The sequence below is a fragment of the Candidatus Sericytochromatia bacterium genome (assembly GCA_035285325.1).
In the GTDB taxonomy this organism is placed as follows: domain Bacteria; phylum Cyanobacteriota; class Sericytochromatia; order S15B-MN24; family JAQBPE01; genus JAYKJB01.
The window spans coordinates 20110-42015 of record JAYKJB010000075.1; the positions used below are offsets into that span (position 1 = coordinate 20110).

The following is a 21906-nucleotide window of genomic DNA, read 5'->3' on the forward strand; positions in this document are numbered from 1 at the left end:
TGCGTCAAGGAGGCGCCGGTCATTATAGCAATCCGCTAACCATCCGCGGCAATCACGATGATCCGATCGGCGGGGCCGTAAACCGTGTCGTGCGCCTTGGGAGGGTTCAGCTCGATGCCCTCGAGGTGCAGGCGCCGCCGGAGCGACTGGGGGGCCGGCGGCAGCGGCGCGAGGTGGTGGCAGGGATCGAGCAGGCGATGCCCGATGGCCGTCTCATGGCGCGCCGCGGCGGCCGCCACGACCGTGTAGAAGTTGACGGGGCGCCCGATCGGGACATAGTCGGCGACCGGCTTCAGGTAGATTTCCATGCCGGCCGTATCGAGCAGGTCCGTGAAGACCGCGTTCAGGTGCTTGTTCTCGGAGACCTGGGCCAGCATCAGGCTGATCAGGGTGTGGCTCACGATGAAGTCATCCGCCCGCGTGACGCGAGCAAGATCGCGATTGCGCACATGCAGCATCTCGGAGACGATGTTGACCTTCGCCCCGGTGCGGTCCACCAGCGTGCGCAGGTAGAGCAGGGTTTCGAGCGTGCGGGCGTCGGCGTGATTCTGACCGAGCAGCTCCGTGTACCCCAGCACGATGATGTGCTGATAGTTCCAGATATCGAGGGCTTCGAGCGTGGTGAAATCGGTGGTGTCGCCCCGCCAGTAACTCAGGCGCTGATGGCGGAGCAGCGGCCGCAGATCGGCGATCTCGGGCGGATCCGGCAGGTCCGCGACCACGGTAATTTCCGAACCTTCCGCCACGTAGTAATCCATCTCGCGAATGATCGCGAGGGCACGGCGATTCCAACCCAACAGCAGGGTGCGCCGGGTGCTCTCCACCCGCGCCGGGGGGGCCTTCACGATGGCGCTCGCATCGACCACGGGTTGGCCTGAGGGCGCCAGACTGGCCTGGTCGCGGGCAATCGCAAAGATCTCGTCCCCGGGGCCCAGCCGACTGTCGGGTGGCGGATTCAGGCTGATGCGGCCATCCTGATGGCGCCAGCCGATCACGGCACAATGGGCATACGCTTGCTGGACTTCCTCGTAGGTCCGGCCGAGCCCGCCAGGAACCGCGGCCATGTAGATCTCGTCGCCGGCGAAGTCGAAGAGTTCCGTGTACACCAGGGAAAGACCGGACTGAAAGCAAGTTTGCACCGTCAGGCGCGTGACCACCTCACTGGAAAGAATCACCTCCAGTTCCTGGCCCCCCACCAGTTTGGCCACGTCGCGCTTCTTGGGGTCCTGCAACTCGGCCACGATGTGATAGGGACGCTCCGGCCGGTCCGGGGCGTGGACCAGGGCCAGAATGGTTTTGAGCACCTGGGTGTCGGCATCGGCCGCCTCCGAAGACAGGATGATGATGGCGCGCGCGGCCTCCGGCGCGACGATGGCCAGGTCGTCGGGGTCGATCGGAGACCCCGTTCGACAGATCACGCGCATGTCCCCGAGTTTGGGAACCTTGGCCTTGATGTCGCATTCCATGGCGACCTTGTCCCGTTCGGCCAGAATCACGATGCGGGGACGCTGGCGCCCCCGGTTGGCGATCGCCAGCTCGGAAATGATCGTGAACACCGCCGGCGACCAGCCCAGAATCAGGGTGTGGTCTTGCTCGACCACCAGGCTACGCCCCCGCCGTAACTCCTCGACCAGGGCCGACAGACCGGTGGTGAGCAGGCCGACCAGGGCCGACACCAGTAACAGGCCCGCGACCGTCACCAGCAGGGTCACGGCGCGATAGGGCCAGAGCGGTGGGTCGTTGCCCATGGTGCCCCCGTCGAAGAGGTGGGCCAGTGCCATCCAGAGGGCATCCAGCCAGGCCACGCCGCCCGGCCGCCCGTCCGGGCGCATCCCGAGACTCACCATGACCGCAACGGCCAACCCCACGATGGCGGCCATCAACAGCCCCAGCACCCCGACCTGGGCCCCCAAGCCCAGGCCGAGCAGGCGGTCGAGGGCATAGCGAAGGCGGGCCCGCACAGGGATGGAACGTGAACGAGGGGGCACGGGGTTCAATCTCGCAGCAGGTGAGCGACGGCCCATTATAGCGGATGCCTGGCCAACGTCAGCCCGCCAGGGGCCCGGCGGGAGAGCCGCGCCGGGTGCGCCGGAGCCGGGTCGCGCGGCAAGCCAGTTCTGATAAAATAGGGACCCTGGAGGGTCCCCGGTGTTGCGCTGGTTCTTGCTCGTTTCGCTCCTGGTCTGCGGCCTGTCGGCCGTGGGCTGGACCGCCTATCAGCGCGGCCTGTCGCCCGTCTCGACCTCCACGCGCAAGCAACTGTTCGAGGTCGCCCCCGGGGCCGGCGTCGCGGGTCTGGCCGAGGAACTGGCTGACCGCCGCCTGATCCGCAGCGCGCTGGCCTTTCGCCTGTACCTGCGCGAACAGGGGCGCGACCGCGACATCAAGGCGGGGCTGTACGCCCTGGCCCCTGCCATGGGGACGCGTGGCGTGGTCGAGGTGCTGGTCGAGGGCCAGGATGTGGGGGTCCGGCTGACCTTCCCGGAAGGCTGGACCATCCGCAAGATGGCCGCCAAACTGGAGCAACGCCTGCCGGGTACGGGCCGTCGCTTTGCCGACCTCGCCGCGGCGGCTGAGGCCCAGCGCGCCGAGTTCCCCTGGCTGCCGGCCTTGCCGCCGGGCGCGTCCCTGGAAGGCTTCCTGTTTCCCGACACCTACGTGATCACGCCCGGCCCCGACGCGGCCGAGTCGCTGCTGCGTCTCATGCTGAGTCGCTTCGCGCAAGTCGCCTTGCCGGCCCTGCAGGCCGAGGGGGCACCGCTGGACGTCTACCAGCGTCTGGTGATGGCCTCGATCGTCGAGAAGGAGGCCGTGCACCCTGACGAGCGGCCGACCATCAGCGGCGTCTTCTACAACCGGCTCACCAGTCGCATGCCTTTCGGCTCGGACCCCACCGTGGAATACGCGCTGGGCTGGCACCAGGGCGATCGCGGCCTGAGCTTCAAGGACGTGGCGATCGACTCGCCCTATAACACCTACAAGTACCCCGGGCTTCCGCCGGGGCCCATTGCCAACCCGGGCCTGGCCAGCATCCGGGCAGCTGTCCAGCCGCTGCGCACCGACATGCTGTATTTCGTGGCGCGCGGGGACGGCACGCACGTCTTCACCAGAACCTATCGCGACCATCTGAACGCCCAGGCCCAGATCGTGGCCGGTCGCCGCAGCCGCTGAGTTCAGGCCGGGCGCAGCCGCACCTCCAGCCAGCGCGCGAACAGGCTGGTCGGATAGCTCAAGCAGAAGTAGATGGCCGCTGTCACCAGGCCGAAGGCCATGTAGTTGTAGGTCTCGGAGGCGATCATGCCGTAGGCCTTGGTCAGTTCGACCATGGTGATCACGCTGACGACGGAGCTGTCCTTGAACAGCGCGATGAAGTCATTGGTGACGGGAGGAATCACGATCCGGATGGCCTGCGGCACGACCACCTCGCGTAACATCTGGTAGCGGCTCATGCCCAGCGCCATGGCCGCCTCCACCTGGCCCCGCGGCACCGCGAGCAGCCCGGCGCGATAGTTCTCCGCCTCGTAGGCCGCATAATTCAGGCCGAGCCCCACCACGGCGGCCACGAAGGCATCGAGCTGGATGCCCAGATTCGGCAGCCCGTAGTAAATCAGGAACAGCTGGATCAGCAAGGGCGTGCCGCGGAAGATCTCCACGTAAGCGGCGGCCAGCCAGGACAGCGCGCGGTGGCCATAGACCCGCAGCAAGGCCAGGCTGATCCCGAGCAGCATCGCCATGGCCATCCCCAGCACCGAGACGGTGATGGTCATGGCCGTCCCCCGCGCGAGCAGGGGACCGGCATCGCGGAGTTGCTGCCAGAAGGTGCGGTTGCTCGGCACCGGAACCGCGGCGCTGTCTGCCACGATCTGGTCGAAGGGCGCCGACAGCTTGGTCTGGGCCTCGTTCCAGAGTTCGTAGCGGCTCAGGATGCGCTTGAGCTCACCGTTCGCGATCAGGCGCCCGATCGCCGCATCGACGGCCTGCTTGAGGCGCTGGTCCTCGCGGCGAAAGGCCATCGCGTACAGCCCCTCGCCAAAGGGTTGCCCCGCGAAGGCCAGGCCCTCCCGCTTGCCATACACCACGGCGATCGGGAGGTCCTGCAAGACGGCGTCGAGCCGGCCCAGCAACAGGTCGTCGAAGGGCTGCACGCTGCTGGGATAAATTTTGATGTCCACGCCGCCCATGTGTTTGAGCAGCCGCTCCGCCACGGTCGAGCCCAGGGTACCGACCCGCTTGCCCTTGAGGTCCCGCAGCCCCTGGATGCCACGGGTGCCCTTGCGCACCACGATTTGCTGCGTGTAGACGTAGTAGGGGCGGGAAAAAATCACCTTCTGCAGGCGGTCGGGCGTGACTTCCAGCCCGTTGAAGGCCATGTCGAAGTTCTTGCGCCCGAGTGCGGGGATCAAGCCGTCCCAGGCGTTGTGAACGACCTTGCCCTTGACGCCCAGTTCGCGGGCGATCGCCCGCCCGATCTCGGTCTCGAAGCCCCCCACGCCATCAGGCGCTTTCGGATCCGATACGCAGTAAGGCGCGCCCCCCTCCAGATCGGTGCCCCAGCTCAATTCCCCACGCCGGCGAATGTCATCGAGCGTGTCCGCCGCGGCCGGGCCGGCCAAACAGCCCAGCAGCATCAGGACCAGCAGGAACGGACGAAGCCAAGCGAACACGACAGACACCTCACGACCAGCCAGACAGGTCTCCAGTGTACGGTTCCTGGAAGAAGGGTCAACTCGGCGACGCGCCTCGCAGACCTGCGTCACGGGCGGACGTTGTCGAGCCCGCGACGGGTCGCGCACCCGGTCAGAGCGCGTGGCTCAGCGCGGCGTCGCCGCGAGCCCGAGCCCCCAAGCGCGCAGGTCGCTCAGCCCCGCGTCGTGGGTCATATCATATTGAATCGGCGTGATGGACACGAAGTTGTCCCGCACCGCCATCACGTCCGAATCCCCCGCCTCCCCTTCTTCGCCCGCTTCACCGGTCAGCCAGTAGAAGGTGCGACCCCGCGGGTCGGTCCGATGCTCGAAGCTGTCCTGATACTTGCGCACCCCCAGGCGCGTGATGCGCACGCCCTGGTAGGGTTGGGGCTGCAGTGCCGGGAAATTCACGTTGAGCAGAAATTTGGGGGGCAGGCTGCGGTTCGTCAGCTGGTCGACCAGCGACCGCGCAAACGCGGCCCCTTGCTCGTAACCCTGATCGCTGAAGCTGGCCAGCGAGAACGCCAGCGCCGGCACGCCATTGATGACCCCTTCCAGGGCGGCCGAGACGGTCCCGGAGTACAGCACGTCCGTGCCCAGATTCGGGCCTCGGTTGATGCCCGAGCAGACGAGGTCGGGACGCTCCGGCAGCAAGGCCCCCAGGGCCAGCTTCACGCAATCGGACGGGGTTCCGCTGACGGCCCAGGTCTGGCGGGCACGCCCCAGTTCCGGCCCGGGTTCAGCCCGCAAGGGACGGTGCAAGGTCAGCGAATGCCCCGTGGCGCTGCGCTCGCGATCCGGTGCCACGACGTAGACCTCGTGGGCCTCAGCCAGCGCAGCAGCCAGGGCCCCGATGCCCGGGGCCCGAATGCCGTCGTCGTTGCAGACCAGGATGCGCATGGGGCCTCCGCCGGATGGGTTATGCCTGAGCCGTATCTCCTGCATTCCCCATCATGGCGGTGATGTGACGAACATAGTTGCGGGTTTCCGCAAAGGGCGGCACGCCCCCGTGCCGTTGCACGTTGCCCGGACCCGCGTTGTAAGCCGCCAGGGCCTTGGTGGTATCCCCATCGAACATCTTCAGCATCTGAGACAGGTACTTCACCCCGCCCTCGACGTTCTGCTTGGGGTCCATCGCATTGGCGACGCCCAGCCCGCGCGCCGTGTCGGGCATCAGTTGCATGAGTCCCTGGGCGCCGGCGCCACTGCGGGCGCTCGGATTGCCGCCGGACTCCTGCTGGATCACCGCCAGGATCATCTTGAGCGGCACCCCGTATTGCTCGGAGAGTTGCTGGAGGTATTCCCGGGAGACGCCAGCCGCTTCCAGCTTCTGCAGCAGGCCTTCGAAGTTGCCAGCATCGGTCGAATTGACTGTAGCCAGGCCGGAGTGGCCCCCCGCAGCCGCAGCACCACGACCGCCGCCCGCGTGCCCCCCCCCACCGGCGGCAGGTGCCGCAGCCGGGATGCCACCACCCGCGCCCGCAGCGCGCGCTTGGGCCAACTCCTCGCGTTCCTCCTCGCTCTGCATCAACGGCAGCTGAAAGGCGCTGGGGCGCCCATTGCCGGCCAGATTGAGCTGTTCGCGCGGCAGAGCCGGCGCAGCCGTGGCGCCTGGCCCGGCCGCCTGCCCCGGGTCCGCCGGCCCGTGAGCGGGCACGCCACGCGTGTCCACCGGTTGCCCGGCTTGGTCGAAAACGCGTCGGGCCGAAGTCCAACCGTCCAGCGAGCTGACCTTGACGTTGTCACCGGTTTTAGGGGCGTGCAGCACCTTGCCGTCGCCGATATAGATTCCCACATGGTGGGCCGGCTGACCCCTAAAGACCAGGTCGCCCGGCTGCAGGTCCTTCATCGCGACCGGCTTGCCCATGCGTTGCTGGCTGGCCGCCGTGCCGTCGAGATTGAGTCCCGCCATGCGGGCGGCCTGGGAGACGAGGCCGGAACAGTCGACCGGGCCAGGCTTGCTGAAGGTGCCGGGACCATGACCGCCGCCCCAGCGATAGGGCTGGCCCACAAAGCTCATGGCCTTGGCCAGGAACTGGTCGGCCTTGGTCTGGGGTCCCTGGCCAATGGTGGGCTTCGCGTGCGTCCTGGTGGGTTGATTGGAGACTGACGTCACGGGGGCTCTCCTGGGGGGGCAAAGGCCGTCGGCCAGCGCCGCGGGGACGCTCACGGTCCTGGCGGCCGGGGGGTCTGGTAGAGCTATCTTGGCACACATTGGCCCCGTTGCCTCCCTTGATGGAATGCAAACAGGGCTTTAATAAAGACCAAACAAATCCCGCTCACGCGCCCCACTGAGGCGATCCCGGCAACGGCGCGTGCCCGAGCAGCGCCGTGATCTCGCTCAGGGCTCGCCCGGCGGCACGGCCTCCTCGGGCGGCGGGGTTTCCTCGGACGCCTTCAACTCCAGCTTCAGGCGCGTGATGCGATGGCCTTCCATCGTTTCGACCATGAAGTGCGCGCGCTCCACTGCGATCAGATCGCCGACGGCGGGCTCTCGACCCAGCATGCCAAAGACGAGGCCGGCCATGGTGTCGTAATCGAGGGTCGGCAATTCCGTTCCGAACCGCTCGTTGAAATCCGCGATGCGCATTTTTCCATCCAGGCTGTACCCCCCGCCCCCCAGATGGATCACCTCGTGCTCGGGTTCGTCGAACTCGTCCTCGATTTCCCCCACCAGTTCCTCCAGCAGGTCCTCCAGCGAGATCAGGCCAGCCGTCCCTCCGAACTCGTCCATCACGATGGCCATCTGGGTCCGGCTCTTTTTCATCTCCGTCATCAGGTCGTCGACCGGCTTGCTCTCCGGTACGAACGGCACTGTCCGCAGTAACTCCCGCAGATGAAAGCTGGCGGTATCCTTGACCTCCCCCATGAAGGGAAACAGGTCCTTGGTGTGCAACACGCCCAGAATGTTGTCGATCGTCTCTTCGTACACGGGGATGCGCGTGTGCTGCTCCGCGCAGACCAGTTTCACGACGTCGGCCCAGCTCGCCGTGACGGGCAGCGTGATCATGTCGGGACGGGGCACCATCAACTCCCGCACGCGCCGGTCAGAGAACGCGAAGACCTTGTGGAGCATCTCCTGCTCCTGCGCCTCGAGAATGCCAACCTCGTGCGAGGCACTCACGATGCGCTTGAGCTCGTCTTCGGTGTAGACCAGGTGGTGGTGAGGCGCCGCCTGGATGCCCATCCGGTCGAGCATCCACTGGCCACTGCGGTTCAAGACGTGGATGAAAGGCGTGAACAGGGTGGCCAGCACTTCCAGCGGCAAGGTCGTTGCCAGCACGGTCGGCTCCGTTCGTTGCAGCGCCATCGCCTTGGGAATGAACTCCCCCAGCACGATGTGCATGTAGGTGATGATCACGAAGGTGGTCACGAGCGCCACCGAATGAAGCAGCGCGAGGCTCAAGGCCCCTACCAGGCCCAGCTTGTGCATGAGCGCCATCAGCAGCGACGCCACGGTCGGCTCGGCCACCCAACCCAGGGCGAGCGAGGCCAGCGTGATGCCAATCTGGGAGGCGGACAGGTAGCGGTTGGGGTCGGCCTTGGCGCGCTGGATGTAGGGCGCGATGCGATGGCCCTGCTCCACCAGCTGGTCGACGCGCGTCTGGCGCACGCTGACGAGCGAGAACTCGGCCGCCACGAAAAAGCCGTTGGCCGCGACCAACAGCAACACGACAGTCAGATTGAACGCAACGGTGCCGAGGTCGATGGCCTGGCTAGGATCTAGGGGAACGGGTTGCATAGGGGCGGCCAGGGACACAGGGGGGGCCGCGCGAACCTCCTCGACAACACAAGAACCCTCGCATGGTATCACATTCAGGCTGCCGCCCGCGAAACCACCCGCTCGGTGAGCCGTTTTAGCCCTGAGTTTGGGGTTAAGCGGCCTTCTTCCAGGGGTACAGGAAGCTCTGTCCCGGACGCTCAGCCCCAGGAAGGATCGCCGCGTGGAACACTTCAGCCGCTTTTTGAACGAGGTTCCATTGCTGGCGGACCTGTTGCAGCAAGCCATCCGCGCGCAGGGCAAGGCCGGGTCGAACACGGAAGAGCAGCGCGGCATCCTCGAAAGCGTGCACGGCCAGGTGATGAACACCCTGAAGGCGAACCGCACCATTTATGCGGTCAGGCTGAATCCGGAGGCCGAACACGAATGTCCGGCCTGCCGCACCAGCTACCGCGGGGACTACGTGGAATTCAACAACGCCGCCACGGGCAAGTCCGTGGTCTGTGCCTCGATGCTGGTGCATGCCCTCGTGGCCCACGGCCAGCTCGTGATCACCACCACCGTGCGCAACGTGTCCGGCACCCGCGTGGCCGAGGCGATCGAGTCCCTCGACCTGCCTGGCCTGCTCGCCGTGTTGAAGGACGGTCAGGTGCCCAGCGAAGTCTTGGAAGGCGCCCACGCAGCGGAACTGGCCCGCGAGCAGGCCAGGGGCGCCCTCCCCACCCCGGCCCTGGCGGCCCACTAGAAGCGAGGTCACACGATGGGCAACGCCAGTGAACTGCAAGAGCAAATCAACCGCTCCCCGCTGACCGCCGTCATGCGCGAGGCAATCGCCATGGGGGCCGCCGACATCCACATCAAGGCCAACCTGCCGCCCATGTTCGTCGTCAACGGCGCCGTGGTGCCCATGCCGGGCTGTCCGCCGCTGCCCCCGGAAGGGGTGGAAAAACTCTTGTACAGCGTCCTGCCGGAGGCCAAACAGCGGCTGTTCGAAGAACGCCTGGAGATCGACACCTCGTTCGAGGTGCCGGGGCTCGGACGCTTCCGCGTCAACCTGTTTCACAACGATCATCAGATGGCCGCGGTCATCCGCGTGATTCTCCCCAACATTCGCAGCGTCGAGGCGCTGGGACTCCCGCCAGCGGTCAAGAACGTCATCTTCGAGCGTCAGGGCCTGTTTCTGGTCACCGGGCCCACCGGCAGCGGCAAGACCACCACGCTGGCAGCCCTGATCGACCTCTACAACACCACCAAAGCAGGGCATCTCGTGACGATCGAGGACCCGATCGAGGTCAAGCACAGCCACAAGCGCTGCGTGGTCTCGCAACGCGAGGTCGGCGAAGACACCCACTCGTTCACCGCGGCAATCAAGTCGGCCCTGCGCCAGGCGCCCAATGTGATCCTGATCGGGGAACTGCGCGACCGCGAAACGATCGAACTGGCCCTCAAGGCGGCCGAGACCGGTCACATGGTCTTCTCCACCCTCCACACCAACGATGCGGTGCAGACCGTCTACCGCGTGATCAACGTGTTTCCGCCCCACGAGCAGGGGCCGATTCGCATCCAGCTCGCCAACGCGCTCAAGGGGGTGCTGTCGCAACGCCTGGTGCCGCGTTGCGATCGCCCGGGCCGCGTGCCGGCCGTCGACTTCTTGATCTGCACCTCGACCGCCAAGGACGCGATCCTGAAAAACGAGATCGACAAGCTCTACGAGGTCGAGAAACAGGGACTGCTGGAAGGCATGCAGAGCATGAACCAGAGCCTGCTGAACTACTACCAGGCCGGCGTGATCGACTACGACACGGCCATGAGTTACTCCGAGAACCCGGCCGAACTGGTGCAAATGCTGCGCAACCACATTCGCAGCCTGTTCCAGCCGGCGAGCAAGTAACGCAGCGCCCGCAGCACGTCCGGACCGGCCCCAGCCAGCGGTCGCCCCGTGAGGCCGGCTCGGAAGCCACGGAGCCTCCCGGTGGCCAGCCCTCCCAGGTCTGATCGTTCAATCAGCCCCCGTCAGGGCGTGATGATCAGCTTGCGCCGGCGAATGCTGACCGATAACAGCAATCCGATCGCCGCGGCGTTGGTCAACAAACTGGTGCCCCCCGCGCTGATGAAGGGCAGCGGAATGCCCGTGACCGGCATGATGCCGATGGTCATGCCGATGTTGACGAAGAAGTGGAACAGGAACATCGAGACGATGCCGATCGCCATCAGGCTGCCATAGGTGTCTTTGGCCCGCATGGCGATCATCACGCCGCGCCAGACCAGCAGCAAGAAGATCGAAACCAGCACCACGCCGCCGAGGAAGCCGAATTCCTCGCCCACCACGGAGAAGATGAAGTCGGTGTGCTGTTCCGGGATGAAGTGCAGCTGGGTTTGCGTGCCCTCCATGTAACCCTTGCCGGCCAGCCCGCCCGACCCGATCGCCACCTTCGACTGAATGATGTGATAGCCGCTGCCCAGCGGGTCGGCCTCGGGATTCATGAAGACCACCAAGCGTTGCCGCTGGTAGGGTTTGAGCAAGCCCCAGAGCAGCGGTATGGCAAAGGCGGCGAGGGTGTTGACGACCACCAGCGCCCCTTTCCAGGCCACGTGAACGCGCGGCTGACGCCATAACCAGATGACCAGACCCACCAGATAGGCGACCCAGAGCGGCCAACCGATCAGGCTGAGCGAGACGCTCAGCAGCGGCGACAGCAGGACGAACATCATCGCCCCGGGTAGCCCCGACCAGAACAGCATGCCGAGCGTGATGGCACAGAACACCAGCGAGGTGCCGAGGTCAGGCTGCTTGAAAATCAGCGCAAAGGGAATCAGCACGTGCAGGGCCACCGCCCACAACACCCGGGGATCCTTGGCCGAGCGCATCGAAAGCAATTTGGCCAGCGTGATGATCAGCGCCAGCTTGGCAAATTCCGAGGGCTGGATGGTCATGAACCCGAGGTTGATCCAGCGCTGCGCCCCCAGCGCACTGTGGCCGGCGAACAGGACGGCTGCCAGCAAGCCGATGTTTCCCCAGTAAATCCAGCGCGACAGATTGAAGAGCCAGCCATAGTCGTACAGCAGCATCGTCAGCATGGCGATGGTCGCAGGCACCAGGTAAATGAACTGGCGTTGTACCTCGGCCGGCCCTTCCGGGGTGCCGTGGGTCGCACTGAAAATGGCCGATAGTCCCGTCAGGACCAGCAGCAGCACCGCCGCCAGCAGCCCCCAGTCGAAGCTGCGCCACTGTCGGTTGTCGCTCAGCGCATTGGCCAAACCGCCGCCCCTTTGCTTGAAGACGCCGCCACGTCAGTCGTTTGGCTCGGCGCGCTCCGTCAGCACGGGACTGAGCAAATCCTCGCCGGAATACCAGGCGTCCCGCACAGGCAGGCGCGACGCATCCTCCGTCCGCTCATCGTCGTCCTCGGCCTCGAGCCGACCGGACAGCACGCTGATGTCGCTGCCTTTCAGGTTGTTGAGCACGCGCACCGGGACGCTCGCCACGGCCTTGGCGGACACCGGTTCGGTGGCGATCGCCCCGGCCGCGACCGGCTGAGGCAGCGGCGACGCCTCGCCATCAAGCGGCTCGAGGTCCGCGTCCTCCGGCGTGCTGAGTGTCTCCGTGGGGGCGGTCTCCTCGGAGGAGGCATCCGGATCGGACGCCCCGGCGGCAGGCCAGGCCTCCTCGCTGTCCACGTTCGGCTCCGGCTCGGGGGCCGGCAGGGGCGCCCCCGTCTGCACCGCGTGCATCGTGGCCAGCGCGTCGGCCGCCTCGGCCTCGGTCTTCACGCGACGGATGGGAATGTTCATCACCAGGCCGATGGCCCCTGGCTCCCGCTCCAGCTGCATCTCCATGGCGTCATTGTCGATCTCGACGTACTTGGTCAACACCAGCATCAACTCGGCCCGGATCGCCTCCATCATGGTGGCGGGAATGTCGGTGCGGTCGTGCATCAAGACCAGGCGCAGGCGATCCTTGGCCGTGTGCTTGCTGGTCTGCGCCTCCTGGCGTCCCATCAACCGTCCGATGAAGGTACCCAACCCCATGGTGTCTCTCCCTGAACCGCCTTACCCCAACCCCAGACGAGCTTGCGCTAAGTGAATAGCTTCTTCAACTTGTCCATCAGGCCGTTTCCGGCTTCGAGATTCAAGAAGGGCACCTCTTCTCCACGCAGGCGACGGGAGATGTTCAGATAGGCCTGAGCCGCGCGCGAGTTGTTCTTGAGCACGGCCGGTTCGCCCCGATTGGTCGAGGTGATGATCGACTCGTCATCGGGCACCACGCCGAGCAACTTGACGCTGGAGCCCAAGATGTCGAGCACGTCATCCACGCTCATCATGTCGCCGGTCTTGACCATCTGAGGGCGCAAGCGATTCACGATGAGACGATTGTTGGTAATCGAAGCGGCTTCGAGCATGCCGATCACGCGGTCGGCGTCCCGAACCGATGACACCTCCGGGTTGGTCACCACGATCGATTCCTGCGCCCCGGCGATGGCGTTCTTGAAGCCCTGTTCGATGCCGGCCGGGCAGTCGATCAGGATGTAGGTGTACTCGGTCTTGAGTTCATCGACGATCACCAGCATCTGCTCCGGCGTCACCGCGCTCTTGTCGCGGGTCTGGGCCGCCGGGAGAAAGGCCAGATTGGGCGTGCGCTTGTCCTTGATCATGGCCTGCTTGAGCTTGGCGCGGCCCTCGACCACATCCACGACGTTATAGACGATCCGGTTCTCGAGACCCAACACCAGATCAAGGTTGCGCAGGCCGATGTCCGCGTCAACCAGGGCGACCTTTTCGCCCATCCAGGCAAGCGCCATGCCGATGTTGGCGGTGGTGGTCGTTTTGCCGACTCCGCCCTTGCCGGACGTGACGACAATGACGCGGCCGGGCGCCTGGGTCTGGGTTTCCTCGGACATGGTGGGTTGTGCCTCCATCTGGGACAGGGTTCTTTCGAGGGGTGGATTCAGATCGTGTCGCGCAGGGGCAAGATGTGAATCTCACCATCCTGGATCCGAGCCACTTCGGGATATTTCGACAACGGCGGCGCAGCCGAGTCCGGGCTGCGCGCGATGTGACCGGCGATCCGGATCTGGGTGGGCCGGAGGTTGATGGCCACCACCTGAGTGCCCGCATCGCCGGTCGCCCCGGCATGCGCCACCCCGCGCAGGGTTCCGAAAACGATGATGTCGCCCGTGGCGATGACTTCCGCGCCCGGGTTGACGTCCCCGCAGATCACGATCGTACCGAAATGGCGGATGGATTGGCCACTGCGAATGGTCTGCCGCATGTAATGCGCGTTGTTGGGAATGAAGGCGCCAAGGTCAGGCGCGCTCCCGTCGTCTCCGGCCCGCGCCGAGGATGACTCCGGTGCCAGCAGCGCCAGGGTCGCTTCCTCAGCCAGCTTTTCGAGTTCAGGCGTATCACCGACCAGCGCGACCACGTCGACCGAGAAACGCTGGGCCAGGTGCGCCCGGAGTTCCCCCAGCGCTTCCGCCGAAGGTGCTTGCTTGCCCAGATCGAGACTGACACGCGTCCCCGTCAGGAAACTTTGCGCCGCCTGCAGGTGCGTCTCGAAGGTGTCGCAGACGGCGCCCCAATCGTCTCCGTCCGGCAGTGTCAGGGTCACCCCCCGCGGACTGCCCTTGATGAGAAGTTCAGACATGACCACCGCAATCGAACTGACGGGACAATGAAACAGGCACGGACAACCTCGTTGAACCACGCGACAGCGCGAGCCAGGGCGGCCCGCGACCCCATCATTCTAAAGCGTTTGCCCCAAACGCGCCACGGATCGCCTCCGATACGAGCCTCACGCAAGGCCTGATGGCGGCCTCCAAGAAGCCAGGCAAGGGTGGGCCAGCGCCCCCCGGCGACAGGTTCAATCCGAGAGGTCAGCTCGCCGGATCTTGCCATCCTTCAGCCCGAAGTAGCGATCCAGCACCTTGCGCGCGACGGGCGCGGCGATCTCCCCCCCGTGGCCGGCGGCCTCGGCAAAGGCCACCACGGCGATGCTGGGATGGGTATCTGGACCGTAACAGACGAACCACGCATGGGTTTTGGGCTTGCCGCTCTCAGCGGAGCCGGTCTTGCCGGAAATGCCCTTGCCCGGCACGTCCGCCGCCACTCCCGTGCCAGAAGCCACGACGGCGCGGATGCCTTGCCGGACCACCTTCAAGCTGCTCGGACGCCACTTGCTTTGCAGGCGAAACTGCGGCGCGGAGCCGTCGTCGACCAGGCGCGGAACCGCCACCTTGCCGCCCGTCGCGATGCTACTGACCATCACCGCCGCCTGCAGGGGCGTGACGCTCACCGCCCCCTGTCCGATCGACATGTTGGCGGAGTCGCCAGGCCACCACTTGTCCTTGAACTCGCGCTGTTTCCATTCGGGATCAGGGATCAGACCGCGGCTCTCGCCGCCCAGCGCCACCCCGGTGTAGTCGCCCAGGCCAGCTTCGCGGGCGTAGCGCGCCATGACCGCCCCACCCATCTCGACCCCGAGCTGGTAGTAGACCGTGTCAATCGACCATTGCAACGATTGCGTCAGGTTGACCGAGCCGAAGCCCTCAGCCTTCCAGTCGTGAAAGATACGGTTGCCCACGCGCAGAGAGCCCGTCGAGTTGAAGGTGCGCCCCGGGCTGCAACGACCGGACTCCAGCGCGGCCAGCGCCATCGGAATCTTGAAGATCGAGCCCGGCGGATAGGCCGAAAGCGCCCGGTTGACGAAGGGGAAATTCATCCGCTGCAACGCCTGCCATTCCTTGGCCTTGACGCGCCGACTGAAGACGTTGGGCTCGAACACGGGGCGACTGGCCAGCGCCAGCAGTTCGCCGTTCTGCGGATTCATCGCGACCACCGCGCCCGTCAGCTTGGCCTCATCCAAGGCTTGTTCGGCGACCAGCTGCAGGTCGGCATCGAGGAACAGTTTCAGGTCCTTGCCAGGAATGGCCGGAATGACGCCCATCATCTGGACCAAACGCCCACGCGAATCGACCTCGACCCGCTGAAAGCCGTTTTGCCCCCGCAACCAGGCGTCCTGCGTGCGCTCGATGCCACTCTTGCCGATGATGTCCCCCGTGCGCATGCCCCGCTCCGGAAAGCGGCCCAGTTCGTACTCCGTGACCTCCCCCACGTAGCCCAGCACGTGAGCGCCCAGGCGACCCTTGGGATAGAAGCGAACCGTATCCGGCTCGATCGACACGCCGGGCAGATCCCCCTGATGTTCAGCGATGCGCGCGATGATGCGCTGGTCGATGTCAGGGATCAGCTTGATGGGATGAGAACTCTGGTAGCCGAAGCGCTCGACGCGACGGCGGATCTCGGCACCATCGACGCCCAGCAGGGCCTGCAGGCGGTCGATCACCTCGCCCACCTGGGCCCGCTTCATCTTGATCGGGTACAGGGCCAGGCTGTAACTCAGCCGGTTGCTGGCCAGGATGCGCCCGTGACGATCACGAATCACGCCGCGCGGCGCCAGCTGCGGGATGATGCGCAGGCGATTGCCTTCGGCCAGCTTGAGAAAACGGCCACCTTCATAGATCTGCAACTGGGCCAGGCGGCCCAGCAACACCGATCCCATCACCAAGGCCACGCCCATGAAGCAGACCGCCTTGAATCCTCGTTCTTCGCGATCATCCATGGGCGTGAGCGCCGACAGGAGCGATGGGGATGGGCAACACGGGCGTCAACCTTCGCGGGCTTCCTGGCTGGGAAAGCGAGACAGCACCAGATAAAACAGCATCACCAGGGCCGCATTGGCAAGCCCCACAGGCATCGACAAGGACGCAAAGTGGTCCCACACGGCCATGCGCCCCTGAGCGAACAGGTACAGCGCGATCAGCAGCCCCTCGCCCAGGGTCGCCAGCACCCCCACCATCACCAGGCTGAGCAAGTCCAGACGATAGATGTGGGGCTGCACCATGCCCACGACAAAACCGGCCAGCCCCTTGGTGACGGCATACAGCAGCCCGGCCCCCACCAGCAGGTCCTGGCAGCCCCCCGCCAGCACGCCCAACCAGGCTCCGATGCGAGGGCCCCGTAACATGCTGGTCAGCACGACCAGCGCCAGCACCGGATCGAGCCGCCACTGAAAGTAGGGCAACACCGCCAGTTCACTGGACTGCCAGATCAGCGCGAAGGGCAACATCAACCAGAGGGCACGCTCCAAGGTCACGGGGGCCACCTAGGGCGCCGCCGAGCTGGTCGGACTGGGCTTGGGCGTGGGCGACGGCGTCGGCCGTGGGGGTTCCGGCATCGCCGACAGCCCGGGCGGCATGACGAGCACCTCTTCGAGCTTGCCCAGGTCGACGGCGGTGATGACCCGCAATTCAGGAAACAGCATCGCCTGCACCGTGGTACCCGGGGCATTCTTTTCCGCCTGCAACTGCACGATGCGACCGACCGGCAGGCCTTTGGGGAAGGCCCCCCCATAGCCACTGGTGATCAACACGTCCCCGATGCGCCACTTTTCCGGGCGTTCCAGGTAACGCAGGGCCGGCCAAGCGTCGCCCTGTCCCTGCATGATGCCGGCGTAGCGGTTGCGCGTGTTGATGACGGAGACCGCGCTGGAGGGGTCCGTCACGAGCGCGACCATGGCGGTCGACGAAGACACCGTCACGATCCGGCCGACCAGGCCCTGGCGCGTCAGCACCACCGAGTTGAGCTGCACTCCCTGCAGTTGACCCAGGTCGAGCACCAGGCGCTGATGCCAGTTGTCCGGATTGCGTCCGACCACCCGAGCCACCACAGGGGCCACGCCGGTCGGCAACCTGAGTTTCAACAGATCGTGCAGCCGGGCATTTTCCAGACCCTGTTCCGTGCGGGCTTGCAGCAAGGCTTCCAGTTCCACCACACGGGCTTCCAGGCGGGCCTTGTCGGCTTCGAGCGAACGCAGGTCCTTGACCCGATCGATGGTCTGGTGAGTCGCCCCCGTGACGCGCTCGATCAGGGCGAGAAACGGGGCCATGACCTCGTGCAGCACCATGGTGCGCCCGGAGAACCAACCCACGGCAAGGGCCGCCCCCAGCAGGGCGGCCACAAACAGCACTTCACGAAGGGGAAACTTTCGTCGCCTTACGCTCGGCATGGGGCGAACGTCATTGCTCCACGCCGGTGCCAAGAACCCGCTTGAGCGTCTCGAAGTCTTCCAGCACCTTGCCCGTGCCGAGCACCACGCAGGACAGGGGGTCATCGGCGATGTGAACAGGCACCTCGGTCTCGTGGCTGATCATTTCATCCAGGCCCTGCAACAGCGCCCCGCCACCGGCCAGCACGATGCCTCGGTCGATGATGTCGGCCGCCAGTTCCGGGGGGCACTTCTCCAGCGTGTCGCGCACCGCTTCCACGATGGTGTTGACCGGTTCCAGCAGGGCCTCACGGATCTCGTTGGAGGTGATCGTGACGGTGCGCGGCAAGCCCGACACCTGATTGAGGCCGCGCACTTCCATCTTGAGTTCCTCGCGCAGGGGATAGGCTGACCCGAGGCGAATCTTGATCTCTTCGGCCGTGCGCTCTCCGATGCTGAGGTTGTGAACCTTCTTCATGTATTGCGACACGGCCTCGGACAGCTCATCTCCCGCAATGCGGACCGACTTGGCCACCACGATCCCGCCCAGCGAGATGACCGCCACTTCGGTGGTTCCTCCGCCGATGTCCACGATCATCGAACCCATCGGCTCGGAAACGGGCAAGCCCGCCCCGATCGCCGCGGCCATCGGCTCTTCGATCAGGAACACCTCGCGCGCGCCGGCCTGCAAGGCCGCGTCCATGACGGCCCGCCGTTCGACGCCGGTCACGCCGGAAGGAATGCCGATCACCATGCGCGGCCGGAAGCCGCCCTGACGTTCATGCACCTTGGCGATGAAGTGCTTCAGCATGGTTTCGGCCACTTCGAAGTCCGCGATCACACCATCCATCAGGGGCCGGATCGCCACGATGTTGCCCGGCGTGCGCCCCAGCATCTGCTTGGCTTCCTCGCCCACGGCCAGGGCCAGGTTGCGCTGGCCTTGCTGGATCGCCACCACGGAGGGTTCACGCAGCACGATGCCCTTGCCCCGCACAAACACCAGGGTGTTGGCGGTGCCCAGATCGATGCCCATATCACGGGAGAAACGGCCCAAAAGGCTGCTGAACACGATCGAACTCGCTTTCTGGAGACTTCCAGTGTCGGTCAAGGGGAAAGCCTGGCGCGAGACCCGCGCCCTGGCCATGGTGACGGGAATGCCACGGTCAGGCTGTGATATCGGTTGCCCCGAACGGCCTTTTTTCAAGAGGCACCCGGCGCGAGCGTATTATGATACCAACGCCCCGTTCCGTCCAACTTCAAGCCAGGCCACGCTTGTCAGCTCCAGGGCCCGCGGCCGGCCGGACAGAGCCAGAGACACCGCGGCCCTCACCCAGGTGCCCCGACGGGGGTTCGCGTGCGCCGCCAGGCATCGCTGGTTTCCCGCAAGCTGACGAAGCCTCCGGCGCCGATCACCAGATGGTCCAGCACCTCGATGCCCAGCCAATCGGAGGCCCCTAACAGGCGGCGGGTCAAGGCATGGTCCTCCGGGCTGGGGGTCGGGTCGCCGGAAGGGTGGTTGTGGGCCAGCACGATCGCCGCCGCCCCGCGTCGAATGGCCGCGCGAAACACCTCCCGCGGATGCACGAGCACCGCCTCCAGTGAACCGATCGCCACCACGTCGAAGCCAAGCGGCGCATGCTTGCGATTCAGCGAGAGCACGCCGAAATGTTCGCGGTCCAGGCCTTCCAGGCGAGGCGCCAGGTGCCGCCAGCTGGCCTCGGGGGAGTCGATGCGCGACGGGGGCTGCAGGCTGCTGGCGCGCAGGCGGCGGCCCATTTCCTGGACGGCGGCCAGTCTGGCCTGCTTGACCGGTCCGATGCCCCGCACGGACAAGCGCTCGCCGGCAGCGGCGCGCAACAGCCCCGTCAGACCGGACGGGTCGCCGGCATCCTGATAGCGCGACAACAGCATCTCCGCGAGTTGCAGGGCACTGTGGCGGGCATCGCCCGTCCCGAGCAACAGGGCCAGCAACTCCGCCTCGCTGAGCGAGGCCGCCCCGCGAGTGGCCAGGCGCTCACGGGGAGCGAGCCCGGAGGCCCAGCGCCCGTTTCGGGCGATCGCCCGGGCCGACCCGCCGGCCTGCGCGCGGCTCACAACAGCCGCCAGCCGAGCTCCCGCCAGGCCGCGTCGAGGCGGGCCAGCGGCAAGCCGACGATGTTCTGATAATCCCCGCGAATCTCCCTCACGAAGACCCCGCCCAGTCCCTGAATGGCATAGGCGCCCGCCTTGTCGAGCGGTTCCCCGGTCGCAATGTAGGCGCTGATCTCTTCCGGCGCGAGCGGTCGCATGAACACCTCGCTCTGCACGTGGGCGACGACCGACTGCCCGCTGGGCACGGCAAACAGGGCGATGCCCGTGTAGACGGCATGCCAGCGCCCCGCCAGCGCCGTCAGCATGCGGCCGGCATCCGCCGCGTCGCAGGGTTTGCCCAGAATCTGCCCGTCCAGGACCACCACGGTGTCGGCCCCGAGGACCAGGTCCGCGCCGGGATGACGAACCATCACCTCTCGGGCCTTGTCGGAGGCCAGCCTCGTCACCAGGTCTTCGGGCGTGATGCCGGGTGGCACATGCTCCGGGTTCCGGCTCGGATCGACCAGCGGCGTGAGGCCGAGCTGGCCCAGCAGCGTGGCGCGACGCGGGGAGGCGGAGGCCAGCACGAGGCGAGCGTCCCGCAGATTGCGCAGGGTCAAGGGCATCCGCCTTTCAAGAGCATCGGGGATAGGGAGGCGATCGCCGAAATGGCTCGTCGGCGATGTCGGCAGCGTACCACTGCCAGGGGCCCGAATCCAGTCAAAACAGACCACTTCGGGGAATTGCCGCCCTGACGGCTCCTTGACGTCAGGCATCTGTTTAACAAGACCTTAACGTCATTTATGACGAACCTTAGGCGAAGACATGATCAAGCAGCGGGGAAAACCGATGACACACGCACAGAAAAACCCGACTCAGACGGCCCGCCTGGGCTATGACAGCTACCAGCCGGTCCGGCACCAGCCCGCGCCGCTGACGCCGGTCTGGCTGCCGGCAGCACGGCCCCTGTCCCGCGAGGAACGCCTGCAGCTGGCCATGAGTCCGCTGGTGGATGAGGCCACGTGGTTCAAGCTGGTCCAGTCGCAGGACATCGAGATCCAGGTGGCCGTGGCGCTCAACCCGAAAGCCACCCGCCACGTGCTGGAATTGCTGGCCCGCACCGCCCACGAAGAGGCTCAGATCGCGGTGGCCGCCCACCCGCAGATGACCCCATCGCTGCTCAGCGTGCTGGCCAACACCGGGCGGCAGCGGGTCCAGGAGGCGGTGGCCTGTCACCCACTGACCCCTCCGGCCCTGCTCGAAAGCCTCGTGGCATCCGCTCACGTATCCGTGCGTGCCGCGGCCTTGCGCCATCCGAAGCTCGCCCCCGAGACGATCGCAGAGGCCCTGACCGGCTCTGCGGCGGCCCGTGAAGCCGTCGCCCGCAACCCTGCCCTGACCCGCCACCAGCTGGCGCAGCTGGCCCAGGCGGCCACCCCTGGCGTGGCCGCCGCCCTGCTGCGTCATCCCAAGCTGGATGCGCCCTTGTTCACCCAGTTACTGGGTCTGGGCGATCAGGCGCTCTGGCAAGCGGCCCTGCGCCATCGCCTGATGACCTCCGATGGCCTGCTGGCCATTCTGGAGCGTCGCCCTGGCCCGACCATCAAGGCCGCCATCCTGCAATCGCCTCGGGTCGACCGCAAGGTGCTGACCCATCTGGCGCTGGACCCCGATGCGAAGATCCGGGCCGGCGTGGCGCGGCACCCCGACACACCGGTCTCGGTCTTGCTGACGCTGCTGGAGGACGTCCGAGAGGATGTGCGCCTGGCCTTGCTGTCGCAACCCCGCTGGCACGCGCCGCTGCTGGATGCGATCGTCACCGGCCCTGACCATGACCTCAAGCTCGCGCTGGCCTGCCATCCCCACCTGCCCGAGGAGGTCCTCAACGCCCTGCTCGACACCCGCCATGTCACCCTCCACGCCGCCATCCTGCGCCGCCCCAGACTGGGACCGCGGGTGCTGACGAAGCTGGCTCACTCGCCTTTCGCGAGCGTGCGGCTGGAACTGGTTCAGCACCCAGCCTTGAACCCGGCGCTGGCCGAGGAGCTGGCCTGTGACCGTAGCTGGCCCGTGCGGGACATGGCCCTGCGCTCGGGCAAGCTGCGCGAGAGCACCCGCCAGCGCCTGACCCACGATCCCGTCAAATGGGTTCGCCTGACGGCGGCCGGACAAGCGCCGACGTGGCCCTGGGAGTTCACGCAGCGCGACCGCGATTTCGCCGCGGCGCTGAAGGCCCGCTGAGAACGTGCCGGGGGCCGTCGGATAGCCCCCACGTCCCTCCGGTTCCCCGACGCTCGTGCAGGGGCAACCTGGCGAACGCGTTTGTCAGGGCGCGCAAGGGGGTAGGAAGGGGGCAACGAGGGTCCCTGGGGTCAGGGGCCTGG

18 protein-coding genes and 2 pseudogenes are annotated in these 21906 nt (G+C 66.3%); 4 read left to right on the forward strand and 16 right to left on the reverse strand.

Annotated features, from left to right (window positions below):
* Positions 1-35: 35 nt before the first annotated feature.
* Positions 36-1988, reverse strand: a complete 1953-nt coding sequence (locus tag VKP62_10030) for a potassium transporter TrkA (GenBank protein ID MEB3197529.1) — start codon at positions 1986-1988, stop codon at positions 36-38.
* Positions 1989-2148: 160 nt separating this feature from the next.
* On the opposite strand from VKP62_10030, the gene mltG reads away from it, so the two are divergent.
* Positions 2149-3171 carry an endolytic transglycosylase MltG gene (gene mltG, locus VKP62_10035; protein MEB3197530.1) on the forward strand — a complete coding sequence of 341 codons (1023 nt, stop codon included), beginning with the start codon at positions 2149-2151 and terminating at the stop codon, positions 3169-3171.
* Positions 3172-3173: 2 nt separating this feature from the next.
* Here mltG and VKP62_10040 read toward each other — a convergent pair whose 3' ends face one another.
* The 5 genes and pseudogenes from VKP62_10040 to VKP62_10060 form a co-directional block, all read right to left on the reverse strand.
* Positions 3174-4664, reverse strand: a complete 1491-nt coding sequence (locus VKP62_10040) for an ABC transporter substrate-binding protein/permease (protein MEB3197531.1) — start codon at positions 4662-4664, stop codon at positions 3174-3176.
* A 147-nt stretch (positions 4665-4811) separates the two neighbouring features.
* Positions 4812-5588: a 5'/3'-nucleotidase SurE gene (gene surE / locus VKP62_10045; GenBank protein MEB3197532.1), complete on the reverse strand. Its 777-nt coding sequence runs from the start codon at positions 5586-5588 to the stop codon at positions 4812-4814.
* Positions 5589-5607: 19 nt separating this feature from the next.
* A pseudogene (locus tag VKP62_10050) lies at positions 5608-5985 on the reverse strand (lytic transglycosylase domain-containing protein).
* A 411-nt stretch (positions 5986-6396) separates the two neighbouring features.
* Positions 6397-6903: pseudogene (locus VKP62_10055) on the reverse strand (C40 family peptidase).
* A gap of 126 nt (positions 6904-7029) precedes the next feature.
* Entirely contained in the window at positions 7030-8430 is a 1401-nt protein-coding gene (locus VKP62_10060) for a hemolysin family protein (GenBank protein MEB3197533.1), read from the reverse strand.
* Positions 8431-8632: 202 nt separating this feature from the next.
* On the opposite strand from VKP62_10060, the gene VKP62_10065 reads away from it, so the two are divergent.
* The gene (locus VKP62_10065; protein ID MEB3197534.1) at positions 8633-9154 is read left to right on the forward strand and encodes a hypothetical protein; all 522 of its coding nucleotides are present in this window, start codon (positions 8633-8635) and stop codon (positions 9152-9154) included.
* Positions 9155-9169: 15 nt separating this feature from the next.
* Positions 9170-10300 carry a type IV pilus twitching motility protein PilT gene (locus VKP62_10070; GenBank protein ID MEB3197535.1) on the forward strand — a complete coding sequence of 377 codons (1131 nt, stop codon included), beginning with the start codon at positions 9170-9172 and terminating at the stop codon, positions 10298-10300.
* A 122-nt stretch (positions 10301-10422) separates the two neighbouring features.
* Here the strand turns inward: VKP62_10070 and rodA are convergent, their stop codons facing one another.
* The 10 genes from rodA to VKP62_10120 all read right to left on the reverse strand — a co-directional run bounded on the left by rodA (position 10423) and on the right by VKP62_10120 (position 20148).
* The gene (rodA, locus tag VKP62_10075) at positions 10423-11667 is read right to left on the reverse strand and encodes a rod shape-determining protein RodA (GenBank protein MEB3197536.1); all 1245 of its coding nucleotides are present in this window, start codon (positions 11665-11667) and stop codon (positions 10423-10425) included.
* Between the two features lie 33 nt (positions 11668-11700).
* The gene (gene minE, locus VKP62_10080; GenBank protein MEB3197537.1) at positions 11701-12438 is read right to left on the reverse strand and encodes a cell division topological specificity factor MinE; all 738 of its coding nucleotides are present in this window, start codon (positions 12436-12438) and stop codon (positions 11701-11703) included.
* A 47-nt stretch (positions 12439-12485) separates the two neighbouring features.
* Positions 12486-13307: a septum site-determining protein MinD gene (gene minD / locus VKP62_10085; protein ID MEB3197538.1), complete on the reverse strand. Its 822-nt coding sequence runs from the start codon at positions 13305-13307 to the stop codon at positions 12486-12488.
* 47 nt (positions 13308-13354) lie between these two features.
* Complete coding sequence (minC, locus tag VKP62_10090; GenBank protein MEB3197539.1) at positions 13355-14053, reverse strand: septum site-determining protein MinC; 699 nt, start codon at positions 14051-14053, stop codon at positions 13355-13357.
* Positions 14054-14269: 216 nt separating this feature from the next.
* Positions 14270-16027, reverse strand: a complete 1758-nt coding sequence (gene mrdA / locus VKP62_10095; GenBank protein MEB3197540.1) for a penicillin-binding protein 2 — start codon at positions 16025-16027, stop codon at positions 14270-14272.
* Between the two features lie 45 nt (positions 16028-16072).
* Positions 16073-16561, reverse strand: a complete 489-nt coding sequence (locus VKP62_10100) for a hypothetical protein (GenBank protein ID MEB3197541.1) — start codon at positions 16559-16561, stop codon at positions 16073-16075.
* Between the two features lie 9 nt (positions 16562-16570).
* On the reverse strand, positions 16571-17473 hold the full coding sequence (gene mreC, locus VKP62_10105; protein ID MEB3197542.1) for a rod shape-determining protein MreC: 903 nt from the start codon (positions 17471-17473) through the stop codon (positions 16571-16573).
* A 10-nt stretch (positions 17474-17483) separates the two neighbouring features.
* Positions 17484-18521 (reverse strand): rod shape-determining protein, encoded by a 1038-nt coding sequence (locus tag VKP62_10110; GenBank protein ID MEB3197543.1) that lies wholly within the window; start codon positions 18519-18521, stop codon positions 17484-17486.
* A 257-nt stretch (positions 18522-18778) separates the two neighbouring features.
* Entirely contained in the window at positions 18779-19546 is a 768-nt protein-coding gene (gene radC, locus VKP62_10115) for a DNA repair protein RadC (GenBank protein MEB3197544.1), read from the reverse strand.
* Positions 19543-20148, reverse strand: coding sequence for a Maf family protein (locus tag VKP62_10120; protein ID MEB3197545.1), 606 nt, complete (start codon positions 20146-20148; stop codon positions 19543-19545). Before VKP62_10120 ends, radC begins: the two co-directional genes overlap by 4 nt.
* Positions 20149-20371: 223 nt before the next feature.
* Between VKP62_10120 and VKP62_10125 the strand changes: the two genes are divergently transcribed.
* Entirely contained in the window at positions 20372-21763 is a 1392-nt protein-coding gene (locus VKP62_10125; protein ID MEB3197546.1) for a hypothetical protein, read from the forward strand.
* Positions 21764-21906 lie beyond the last annotated feature (143 nt).